An 11,029-nucleotide genomic window follows, 5' to 3' on the forward strand; every position below is an offset into this window, starting at 1 on the left:
TACTTGAGGAAAGGAACCAAGCATGGCCAAGCACAACGAACTCCGGCCGATCATCAAGCTCCGTAGCACGGCCGGAACCGGCACCACCTATGTAACGCGGAAGAACCGCCGGAACAATCCCGACCGGCTGATCATCCGCAAGTACGACTCCAAGCTGCGCCAGCACGTCGACTTCCGCGAAGAGCGCTGATGGCGAAAACCAGTAAAATCGCCAAGAACGAGGAGCGGAAGCGGATCGTCGCCCGGTACGCCGACCGCCGCGCGGAGCTCAAACGGATCATCGCCGCCCCGGCCTCCTCCTTCGAGGAGCGCACCGAGGCCCAGTTGAAGCTCCAGAAGCTCCCCCGCGACGCCAGCCCCATCCGCATCCGCAACCGAGACGCCGCCGACGGCCGCCCCCGCGGCTACCTCCGCAAAGCCGGCATCTCCCGAGTCCGCTTCCGCACCATGGCCCACCGAGGCGAACTCCCCGGCATCACCAAGTCCTCCTGGTAATTCCCGGCAGCGCGACGTGGATGCCGCGCCTCCCCGGGTCCCGACGGCCCTCCGAGCTCAGGTGCTCGGAGGGCCGTCGCATGCGTGCGTACGCACAAGGCCACCGCTTCGCGGCGACACCCCTTCACCGCCGTCGGCGGATGCGGACCGCGGTCGCACGCCCACCGCGATCACCAGTTGGCGGCCGTGAGGGGCGGGAGCTCACCACTGCCCGTCCGTATTCCTGGCATCTGTACCAACCAGCGGGTAGTGGTTCCCTCGATCGGACCTCCCCTGGCAGCCGCGCGCGGTGCTCCTCATCCCGCCATCGACCACTACCCGTCCGTCGGTACGGCGCGAGCGCTCCGAGTGAGGTGCCTGACGATGGCCGCGGTGTGGTGGTTGAGATGTTCGTCAGGGTTGTCCCAGTTGATGTAGACCCAATCCGGCCCTGATCTGTCGACAGTCCCCGCCCCGTAGTCGAAGTGGTGGACGCGCTGCCCCACCGTCAGATCGCACCACCGCAACTCATCAATCGGCACCCTGCCAACCGGCGACGCCCGAAGCACAGGCCAGCCGCCTCTAGTGAGTTCAACGGCCTGACGCTCGAGGGGTGGGTCGAGGAGTCGTCGGATGGACTGGAGCTTTTGCGCGGGCGGCCGCTGCTCGTCAAGGACTCGGCGGATGTCGGCAAGGACTGAGTCGGTCATCGTTCCCCCGTAGTAGTTGGAACGGCCAGGGCGACAGGGCAGGGGAGACCGCGCACCGGCTGCGCGTTCATGCTCACCTGCCGCCCTGACCTCACCCCCAACCCTGCTGCCCGTCACGCAACGAGACCACCGGGATACTCGGTGATCATCGGGCCCACTCTTCCCCGTCTGGCGGGGAGGGTGTGACAACATGTGCTGTGTGAGTAAGCGCGCAGTGGGTGAGACGAGCCTGCGCCGGGCGCGGCTGCAGTGGGCCGCCGAACTGCGCGCTCAGGGGTCGACGTGGGTCGAGGTGGCGGAAGCCTTCGCCGACCGGTACGGAGTCAATCTGCGGGTCGCGTTCCGGTTGGCTCACGGGTGGAGTCAGCGCGAGGCCGCGGAGCACTGGAACGAGCGGTGGCCGGCTGAGCCGAAGACGTTCAAGAACTTCTCGTACTGGGAGCAGTGGCCGGCGGCGACGGGATACGCGCCGTCTCTGGATGTTCTCTCCAGGATCGCGGAGCTCTACCAGTGCTCAATGGCGGACTTGGTTGCCGATCTGGCCGACTTCAGTCGACTGGACGCTGCGCATGCGGCCGGTGGGGACCTGACCGGCTCGTGGCTTTCCCGGTACAGCTACTACTCCTCCGGCCGCAAGGAGGAGCTGTGCGGCACACACACGGTTAGGCTTCGCCACTCCGGTGGTCGAGTGCTGGGTACTAACGACCCTGCCGAGGGCGAGTCGAGACTCACCCTGGACCTGTCGTTGAATGGGGCAATAGCCACCGGCACCTGGGCCGAGCGAACCTCGTCGGTTGGCTACTACCGGGGAGCGCTCTACCACGGGACCATCCAGCTCGTGGTCAGTCCGCAAGGCGGCTCGATGAGTGGCCGGTGGCTCGGGTTCGACAAAGAGTTCAACGTCAACTCCGGCGACTGGCGTTTGGAGCGGCTCGGCTCCTGAACTCACAGGTCGGCGGTCTCCGCGGCCCCGCTGATCAACGCGATAATCGTCGTACCGGTGGGGAAGGTTCGCCGACCGACCAAGTCGAACAGCGCGTACATCATCTTGGCCTCGTAGACCCAGTCCAGCAGGAGATTGTGGCGCTCCTTGAAGTCTGCGATGAAGGAGTCGAGCTCCGGCGTTCTCTTTGCATAGCCACCGAAGTGGTACTCGCATTCGAGGTGCCAGTCGCCGACGCGTCCGCCGTACGTAGCCTGCTGAAGATCGGCGATCTCCTGCTCGAGGAATGCGCCGGCTTTCAAGACCGGCACGCCGATCGCCCGTTGGTGCTCGCCGATCCCAGCGGCCACTCCGGCGAGAGTGCCTCCCGTGCCCACTGCGCAGATCACGACGTCGAACGGCTCTGTGAGCTCAGCTGGAAGTTCCGCGCAACCCAGTACTGCCTGTGAGTTGCTTCCTCCCTCGGGAAGTAGGTAGAAGTCGCCGAACCGCTTGTGTAGCTCGGCGATGACCGCCTCGGAAGTCTTTGTGCGATAGGCGGTTCGGTCGAGGTAGGTGAGGTGCATGCCTCGATCCGTCGCATAGGCGAGCGAAGGATTCAGCGGGAGATGCTCTTCGCCGCGAATCACTCCGACCGTCTCGAAGCCTCCGTAGTGGCCGACAGCGGCGGTGGCCTTGATGTGGTTGGAGTAGGCGCCACCGAAGGTCAGGAGCTTATGGTGTCCGAGCTCACGTGCTGCCGCGATGTTGTATTTCAGCTTCCGCCATTTGTTGCCGGAGATCTCCGCGTGGATGAGATCGTCGCGCTTCAGGAGCAGGCGGACGCCGGCGACCGTCAGCCGGTCATCGTCAAGTTCTGTCACCGGCGACGGCAGTCGAAGCTCGATCGGCAGCAGATCGCCCATGGGGTCAGCATGGCACGTTATCGGTCAGCGGGGCGCTCGACCAGAGCGGCGGTCCCTTGCAGGCTGCGGAACTGGGCACCCAGCCAAATCTAAATCTTTGTCTTTCTGTTGATCTTCTTTCCCTTGATCGTTTTCCCTTCCTTCCCTGTCCTAGCTTTCCTACCCGTGGAGGCGTCTGGTGAGGGCGGTGGCGGCTTGGCGGAGGCGGTGGGTTAGGTGGAGGCGGTCGGCGGGGGTTAGGGCGTCGGTGCGGAAGGTGATGGAGATGGCGGCGGCTGGGTGGCCGGCGTGGTCTAGGGCGGCGGTGGCTACGGAGGAGACGCCGGGGGTGATGTGGCCTTCTTCGAGGGCGTAGCCCTGGCGTTTTTCCTCGGCCAGGAGGCGCCGCAGCTGGGTGAGGGATTCGGGGCCTTTGTCGGTACGGCGGACGAAGGACTCGTTGGTGGGGAAGAGGGCTCGGACCTGGGCGGGTGGCAATTCAGCCAGGAGGGCTCGGCCGGAGGCGGTGAGGGTGGCGGGGAGGCGGACGCCTACGTCGGTGACGAGGGTGACGGGGCGTGGGGGTTGTTCTTTGAGGAGGTAGACGAGTTCTCGGCCGTGGAGGACGCCTAGGTGGGCGGTTTGGCCTAGTTCGGCGACGAGTTGGCCCAGCAATGGGCGGGCGAGACGCTCGAGGGGGTCGTGGCGGAGGTAGGCGGAGCCGATCTCGAAGGCGGCGACGCCGAGGCCGTAGCGCTTCTCTTCGGGGAGGTGGACGACGAAGCTCTCGTCCATCATTGCCCTCAGCAAGTGGTACGTCGACGAGCGTGGCAGGCCGACCGCGGAGGCGATGCGCTCCATCGGTACCGGGCCGGGCTGGGTCGCCAGGAACGTGAGTACCCGCAGGGTGCGGGTCGAGGCCGGAACGTTGCCGCTCACAACGGCAGGGTAACCGGCCTGTCTCAGATTCCGGACGATTGGCGAGCTGAATTCTTCTGCGGCGCGCGGCGGAGCCACCAGCGCAGCAGTTCGCCGGCGACCGCGAGCGCGAACAGACCGCCCGCCACCGCCCAGTCGAAATACTCACCGCCGAGCAGGAATCCGACACCGACGGACAGCCCAAAGAAGAACAGCAGCGTCAGCACCAAGCGAGTCACAGTGTCTTCTCCGCGGTCCACGCCGAGCCGGCGATCCGGTAGCCGAGCCACTCGTTGACCGCCAGCATGGGTTTGTTGTTCGCGTCGTTCCCGGTGAAGGCCGTGATCAGGCCGGCGTCCCGGGCCCGGCCCAGGGCGACCGCCTTGACGAGTTTCGCGAGCCCGCGGCCACGGGCGGCCGGGATGGTGCCGGTCGAGGCCGACCAAATGACCCTGCGTTCCGGGTCGGCTGTGTTGGTGGTGAAGGCCAGCACCGTGTCGCCGTCGAGCACGACGGTGCTGAGATCACGGCGCAGTTCCGGGTGATTCCAGTCGCTGGCGAGCCAGGCGTCGTACGGCGGAGCCTCGGACAGTCCGCTGGGGTCGTCGTGAGCGGACGCTGCCAACGCTTCCCAGAGCGCGCGCGGCGAGACCGAGTCGAAGTCCGCGACCTGCAGGCCGGCCGGGACCGGGAGAGCATCCGGTACGGCGCTCAGATCCGCCGACGAATGGCTCAATTCGCGACCGAGGGTGAACCCACGCCGTACGGCGAACTGGCGCGAGCGGTCGTCGTCCGACACCACGACCAGCAGTGAGGAGGCGCCGATCGCGGCGGATCGGTCCTCGATCCGGGAGCCGAGCGCCGAGCCGATTCCACTTCCGCGGTACGCCGGGGGGACCTGCACCGTGATGCGGACCCGGGGTGCAGTGGCGTCCGGTTCAGGCAGGTAGATGTTGCCGTAGCCGACGATCTCCGAACCGGTCACCGCCACCAGGACCACCCGGTTCGAGTTGTTCCGGAGTCCGGCCTCGACACCCCGCGCGGTCATCACCAGATGTGGCATCGCCGCCGCCCAGACGGCAGCGATCCCGACCGCATCTGAGGGCTCCGCCGACCGGATTTCGAACACCATGCACCGACTCTAGTGCCGCCCGAGGTCCACCCCGAGGACGCCCATTTGGTGGGTGAACCCACCAAGCGGGAGGTTCCCCCAGCGGATTCCCGGGTGGGAACCTCCGATCTGGTGGGTGCACCCACCAAATGGGGTGGGGAGGGTTGGGCGGAGCGGAGGGGGAGGGGTGATATGTCTCAGATGCGAGACAGAGACTGGGTGTCGTTGGGTGGGCAGGGAGTTGTGGAGGGGGTCCAATGATCGGGTGGAAGAGACCAGTAGGACGGTGATCGTCGGAGTCGGGCCGTTGTCGGCGGCTGATGTTGTCGCGGTGGCGCGGTATGGCGCTCAGGTCCGGATCGGTGACCAGGCGCTCGAGGAGATCGCGAAGTCGCGGGCCGTGATCGAGGGCCTGGCGCATGCGGACACGCCGCACTACGGGGTGTCGACCGGGTTCGGGGCGCTCGCGACGCGGCACATCGCGCCGGAACTGCGCGCGCAGTTGCAGCGCAGCCTGGTTCGGTCGCACGCGGCTGGTTCGGGGCCCGAGGTTGAGACCGAGGTTGTGCGTGCGCTCGCTCTGCTCCGGCTGTCCACGCTGTCGACCGGTCGCACTGGCGTCAAGGTTGAGACTGCTCAGGCGTACGCCGGTCTGCTGAACGCCAAGCTGACTCCGGTCGTGCATGAGTACGGCAGCCTCGGCTGCTCGGGCGACCTCGCGCCGCTGAGCCACGTCGCCCTTGCGGTGATGGGTGAAGGTCAGGTCCGCGATGCCGAAGGCAACCTTCGTGATGCCGGCGAGGCTCTCGAAGCTCACGGACTGAAGCCGGTCGTCCTTGCGGAGAAGGAAGGACTCGCGCTGATCAACGGCACCGACGGCATGCTCGGCATGCTGGTGCTTGCGCTGGCTGACCTCGACCGCCTGGTGAAGACCGCCGACATCGCCGCGGCGATGAGCGTTGAGGGTCAGCTCGCCACCGACCGCGTCTTTGCCGCTGACCTGCACGCCCTGCGCCCGCAGGTGGGGCAAGGCGCGGCGGCCGCCAACCTCCGCACGATCCTTAAGGACAGCGGAATCGTGGCCAGCCACCGCGGCCCCGACTGCAACCGGGTCCAGGACGCCTACTCGCTGAGGTGTTCGCCTCAGGTGCATGGTGCCGTTCGCGACACCGCCGCCCACGCGGCCAACGTCGCCGAGCGTGAGCTCGCCTCCGCGATCGACAACCCCGTCGTACTCCCTGATGGCCGCGTCGAGTCCAACGGCAACTTCCACGGCGCCCCGGTCGGCTACGTGCTCGACTTCCTCGCGATCGCCGTGGCAGACCTCGCGAGCATCAGCGAACGCCGTACCGATCGCTTTCTCGATGTCGCTCGCAATCACGGCCTGAACGCCTTCCTGGCCGACGATCCCGGCGTCGACAGCGGCCACATGATCGCCCAGTACACGCAGGCCGCGATCGTCTCCGAGCTGAAGCGGCTCGCCGTACCGGCCAGTGTGGACTCGATTCCGAGCAGCGCGATGCAGGAGGACCACGTCTCGATGGGCTGGTCGGCCGCGCGCAAGCTGCGCAAGTCGATCGACGGGCTCCAGCGGGTGCTCGCGATCGAGATCCTGACCGCCGCCCGCGCGCTCGACCTGCGCGCACCGCTCACGCCGTCGCCGGCGACCGCCGCCGTACGGGATGCACTGCGACAGTACGTCGAGGGTCCGGGGACCGACCGTCACCTGTCCCCGGAGATCGAGCACTCCGTCCGGCTGGTTGCCGACGGCACCTATCTCACCGACGCCGAGGCCGTCACCGGCCCGCTCCAATAGAAGGGATTCACCCATGTCTTCCGGACCCCGTCCTGTGCGCGCCGCCCGCGGTACGACGCTGACCGCCCAAGGCTGGCAGCAGGAAGCCGCGCTGCGGATGCTGCAGAACAACCTCGACCCCGAGGTTGCCGAGCACCCCGACGAGCTCGTCGTGTACGGCGGTTCCGGCAAGGCGGCGCGGGACTGGAACTCCTTCGACGCGATGGTCCGCACGCTGACGAACCTGAAGGCCGACGAGACCATGCTGGTCCAGTCGGGCCGGCCGGTCGGCGTCATGCAGACCCACGAGTGGGCGCCGCGGGTGCTGATCGCGAACTCGAACCTGGTCGGCGACTGGGCCACCTGGGAGGAGTTCCGCAAGCTCGAGGCGATGGGGCTGACCATGTACGGCCAGATGACGGCCGGGTCGTGGATCTACATCGGTACCCAGGGGATCCTGCAGGGCACGTACGAGACCTTCGCCGCGGTCGCCGCCAAGAAGTTCGGCGGCACGCTGGCCGGGACGGTCACGCTGACCGCGGGCCTCGGTGGCATGGGTGGCGCGCAGCCGCTCGCCGTCACGATGAACGACGGTGTCGCGATCTGCATCGACGTCGACTCCAGCCGGATCGATCGTCGGATCGAGCACCGCTACCTCGACGTACGGGCGTCTTCGGTCGACGAGGCGCTGTCCCTGGCCGAAGAGGCGCGGAAGGCGCGCCGGCCGCTCTCGATCGGTGTCCTCGGCAACGCGGCCACCATCGTGCCGGACCTGCTGCAGCGGGGCGCGCCGATCGACATCGTGACCGACCAGACGTCGGCGCACGACCCGCTGATGTACCTGCCGGTGAGTGTCGACTTCGACGACTGGGTGACCGCGCGGGAGAAGGACCCGGCCGGGTTCACCGAGCGGGCGCAGGAGTCGATGGCGCGGCACGTCGAGGCGATGGTCGGGTTCCAGGACGCGGGCGCCGAGGTGTTCGACTACGGCAACTCGATCCGCGACGAGGCCCGCAAGGCCGGGTACTCGCGGGCCTTCGAGTTCCCCGGGTTCGTTCCGGCCTACATCCGGCCGTTGTTCTGTGAGGGCAAGGGCCCGTTCCGGTGGGCGGCGCTGTCGGGCAACCCGGCCGACATCGCCAAGACCGACCAGGCGATCCTCGACCTGTTCCCGGACAACGAGCACCTGACCCGGTGGATCAAGATGGCCGGTGAGCGGGTCGCGTTCCAGGGCCTGCCGGCGCGGATCTGCTGGCTCGGTCAGGGTGAGCGGGACAAGGCCGGGGTGCGGTTCAACGACATGGTCGCCTCGGGTGAGCTCGAAGCGCCGATCGTGATCGGCCGGGACCACCTGGACACCGGCAGTGTGGCCTCGCCGTACCGCGAGACCGAAGGAATGCTCGACGGCTCGGACGCGATCGCGGACTGGCCGTTGCTGAACGCGATGGTGAACGTCTCGTCCGGCGCGTCGTGGGTGTCGATCCACCACGGCGGCGGCGTCGGCATCGGCCGCTCCCTCCACGCCGGTCAGGTATCGGTTGCCGATGGCACCGATCTGGCCCGGCAGAAGCTGGAGCGCGTGCTCACCAACGACCCGGCCATGGGCGTGATCCGCCATGTCGACGCCGGGTACGACATTGCTGACCGCGTCGCCGCCGAGCGCGGGGTCCGGATTCCGATGCAGGAGTCCTGAGTACCGGCTGCGACCGGTCGAATCCCCACCGTTATGGTGCACTTTCCCGCGGACCGAGATTCCGGCTCATCCAGAGTTTTTGGGGGATCGGTCCGCTAGGGTCATTCGGGCGACGGACGACAAGCGCGAAGGGGCGCCATGATCGAGTTCGAGGACGTCACCAAGAGGTATCCGGACGGCACCGTGGCCGTCGACAAGCTGTCCCTGCGGATCCCCAGCAACGAGATCACCGTGTTCGTGGGGCCGTCCGGCTGTGGCAAGACCACGTCGCTGCGGATGATCAACCGCACCATCGAGCGCACCAGCGGGGCGATCTCGATCGATGGCGAGGACATCAACAGCAAGGACGCCGTGACGTTGCGGCGGGGCATCGGCTACGTGATCCAGAACGCCGGCCTGTTCCCGCACAAGACCGTCGTGGAGAACGTCGCCACGGTCCCGAAGCTGCTCGGCTGGGACAAACGCAAAGCACACAGTACGGCGATGGAGCTGCTCGAGCGGGTCGGTCTCGACCTCAAGCTCGCCGAGCGGTATCCGGCCCAGCTGTCCGGTGGCCAGCAGCAACGAGTCGGCGTGGCCCGGGCGCTCGCGGCCGACCCGCTGATCATGCTGATGGACGAGCCGTTCAGCGCCGTCGACCCGGTCGTCCGCAACCAGCTGCAGGAAGAGCTGCTGCGGTTGCAGCGCGACATCGGCAAGACGATCGTGTTCGTCACCCACGACATCGACGAGGCGATCAAGCTCGGTGACAAGGTCGCCGTACTGCGTGTCGGTGGCAAGCTGGCCCAGTTCGCCCCGCCGTCGGAGTTGCTGGCGAATCCGGCCGACGACTTCGTCCGTGGGTTCGTCGGGCAGGATCGCGGTTACCGGGCGCTGACGTTCGTGCACCCGGAGGCGCTGCCGCTCAACCCGGTGCCGGCTGACCTGGTCGTGAAAGACGGCGTCCCGGTCGGGTGGCGCGACGGCGATGCGTCGGAGCTGCTGCCGCTCGGTGCCGTGTTCAAGCAGGGCGACTCGCTGCGCGCAGCCCTGGATGCGGTGCTGACCTCACCGACCGGCGCCGGCGTGTGTGTCGACGACGAAGGTCGTGCGCTGGGAGTCGTCGACCAATCGACTGTCGCCGCGGTGTTGCACTCATGAACTGGATCGGCGACAACATCGGCCTGATCGGTGAGCAACTGCGCGAGCACGTCTATCTGGCGATCCTGCCGGTGCTGCTGGGGCTGATCATCGCCGTGCCGCTCGGGTACGTCGCCACCCGCTACGCCTGGTTGGCGAACCCGCTGATCGCGTTCGGTGGCGTGCTGTACTCACTGCCGTCGATCGCCCTGTTCATCGTGATCCCGGCGATCCTCGGCACCAAGGTGCTGGCCACGGCCAACATCATCGTCGCGCTGACGATCTACACGGTGTCGCTGTTGATCCGGAACGTGATCGACGGCCTCCGGTCGGTCCCCACGGACGTCCGGCAGTCGGCCATCGCCGTCGGGTACGGGACGCTGCACCGGGTGATCGCGATCGACCTGCCGATCGCCGTACCGGTGATCTTCACCGGGCTGCGGGTCGTCACGGTCGCGAACATCTCGATGGTGAGCGTCGGCGCGGTGATCGGCATCGGTGGCCTGGGTGAGCTGTTCACGCTCGGTTTCCAGAAGGACTTCCTCACCCCGGTGATCGTCGGAGTGGTGTTGTCGCTGCTGCTGGCGCTGCTCGCGGACCTGATCCTGGTGACCCTGCAGCGCGTGCTGACTCCGTGGGCACGCGTTGCGACGCCGGTAGGAGAGGTGGCCTGACATGTGGGAGTACCTCACCGACTCGTTCAACTGGTCCGGGACCGAGGGGATCTGGGCCCGCATCGTCCAGCACCTCTGGTACACCTTCGCCGCGCTCGGGCTGTCCACGGTGATCGCGCTACCGATCGGCCTACGGATCGGGCACACCCGCCGCGGCGCGTTCCTGGCGATCAACCTCGGCAACGCGGCCCGCGCCCTGCCCAGCCTCGGCCTGTTGATGATCGCCGTGCTGCTGACCGACCAGATCGGCTTCCTGCCGGTCCTGATCGCGCTCGTCGCCCTCGGCATCCCGCCGATCCTGGCCTCGACGTACGCCGGTCTGTCCGGTGTCGACCCGGCCACGATCGACGCGGCCCGGGGGATGGGGATGACCGGCCGCGAGATCCTCACCAAGGTGGAGATCCCGATCGCACTGCCGCTGATCATCTCAGGGGTACGCAGCGCCACGCTGCAGATCGTGTCGACGGCGACGATCGCCGCGCTGGTGTCGCTCGGCGGTCTCGGCCGCTACGTGGTCGACGGGCTGAAGCTCCGCGACTTCCCGCAGATGTTCACCGGCGCCCTGCTGGTGGCCCTGCTCGCCATCGTGCTCGACGCGCTGTTCGCGCTGCTCGGCCGGATCACCGTGTCCAAGGGACTCAAGATCGGCTGAACTGTCCGCCGAATCTGATGAACTTGGCCCTGAACGTGGCACCATCCATCGGCACC

General features: G+C 67.4%; 13 protein-coding genes. 9 read left to right on the plus strand and 4 right to left on the minus strand.

Annotated features, from left to right (window positions below; translation table 11 throughout):
* The first annotated feature begins 22 nt into the window (after window positions 1-22).
* The 4 genes from rpmG (at window position 23) to ACIA49_RS06660 (ending at window position 2,127) form a co-directional block, all read left to right on the plus strand.
* Complete coding sequence (rpmG, locus tag ACIA49_RS06645) at window positions 23-190, plus strand: 50S ribosomal protein L33 (RefSeq protein ID WP_396376128.1); 168 nt, start codon at window positions 23-25, stop codon at window positions 188-190.
* A complete protein-coding gene (gene rpsN, locus ACIA49_RS06650) occupies window positions 190-495 on the plus strand; it encodes a 30S ribosomal protein S14 (RefSeq protein WP_396376129.1) in 306 nt (101 codons plus the stop codon). Before rpmG ends, rpsN begins: the two co-directional genes overlap by 1 nt.
* A gap of 467 nt (window positions 496-962) precedes the next feature.
* On the plus strand, window positions 963-1,175 hold the full coding sequence (locus tag ACIA49_RS06655) for a hypothetical protein (RefSeq protein WP_396376130.1): 213 nt from the start codon (window positions 963-965) through the stop codon (window positions 1,173-1,175).
* 208 nt (window positions 1,176-1,383) lie between these two features.
* A complete protein-coding gene (locus ACIA49_RS06660) occupies window positions 1,384-2,127 on the plus strand; it encodes a hypothetical protein (RefSeq protein ID WP_396376131.1) in 744 nt (247 codons plus the stop codon).
* Window positions 2,128-2,129: 2 nt separating this feature from the next.
* Here ACIA49_RS06660 and ACIA49_RS06665 read toward each other — a convergent pair whose 3' ends face one another.
* From ACIA49_RS06665 to ACIA49_RS06680, 4 genes are all read right to left on the minus strand, one after another.
* On the minus strand, window positions 2,130-3,032 hold the full coding sequence (locus tag ACIA49_RS06665) for a 1-aminocyclopropane-1-carboxylate deaminase/D-cysteine desulfhydrase (protein WP_396376132.1): 903 nt from the start codon (window positions 3,030-3,032) through the stop codon (window positions 2,130-2,132).
* A 159-nt stretch (window positions 3,033-3,191) separates the two neighbouring features.
* On the minus strand, window positions 3,192-3,950 hold the full coding sequence (locus ACIA49_RS06670; RefSeq protein WP_391548441.1) for an IclR family transcriptional regulator: 759 nt from the start codon (window positions 3,948-3,950) through the stop codon (window positions 3,192-3,194).
* Between the two features lie 23 nt (window positions 3,951-3,973).
* A complete protein-coding gene (locus tag ACIA49_RS06675; RefSeq protein WP_396376133.1) occupies window positions 3,974-4,168 on the minus strand; it encodes a hypothetical protein in 195 nt (64 codons plus the stop codon).
* Window positions 4,165-5,061: a GNAT family N-acetyltransferase gene (locus ACIA49_RS06680; protein ID WP_396376134.1), complete on the minus strand. Its 897-nt coding sequence runs from the start codon at window positions 5,059-5,061 to the stop codon at window positions 4,165-4,167. The genes ACIA49_RS06675 and ACIA49_RS06680 overlap by 4 nt, the downstream gene beginning before the upstream one ends.
* A gap of 244 nt (window positions 5,062-5,305) precedes the next feature.
* Between ACIA49_RS06680 and hutH the strand changes: the two genes are divergently transcribed.
* From hutH to ACIA49_RS06705, 5 genes are all read left to right on the plus strand, one after another.
* A complete protein-coding gene (hutH, locus tag ACIA49_RS06685) occupies window positions 5,306-6,856 on the plus strand; it encodes a histidine ammonia-lyase (protein WP_396376135.1) in 1,551 nt (516 codons plus the stop codon).
* A 13-nt stretch (window positions 6,857-6,869) separates the two neighbouring features.
* On the plus strand, window positions 6,870-8,528 hold the full coding sequence (gene hutU, locus ACIA49_RS06690; RefSeq protein ID WP_396376136.1) for a urocanate hydratase: 1,659 nt from the start codon (window positions 6,870-6,872) through the stop codon (window positions 8,526-8,528).
* 138 nt (window positions 8,529-8,666) lie between these two features.
* Window positions 8,667-9,668, plus strand: a complete 1,002-nt coding sequence (locus ACIA49_RS06695) for an ABC transporter ATP-binding protein (RefSeq protein ID WP_396376137.1) — start codon at window positions 8,667-8,669, stop codon at window positions 9,666-9,668.
* Window positions 9,665-10,321, plus strand: a complete 657-nt coding sequence (locus tag ACIA49_RS06700; protein WP_396376138.1) for an ABC transporter permease — start codon at window positions 9,665-9,667, stop codon at window positions 10,319-10,321. Before ACIA49_RS06695 ends, ACIA49_RS06700 begins: the two co-directional genes overlap by 4 nt.
* Before the next feature lies 1 nt (window position 10,322).
* Window positions 10,323-10,973: an ABC transporter permease gene (locus ACIA49_RS06705; protein ID WP_396376139.1), complete on the plus strand. Its 651-nt coding sequence runs from the start codon at window positions 10,323-10,325 to the stop codon at window positions 10,971-10,973.
* The last annotated feature ends 56 nt before the right edge of the window (window positions 10,974-11,029 follow it).

Source organism: Kribbella sp. NPDC051587, assembly GCF_044453945.1.
Taxonomy (GTDB): Bacteria; Actinomycetota; Actinomycetes; order Propionibacteriales; family Kribbellaceae; genus Kribbella.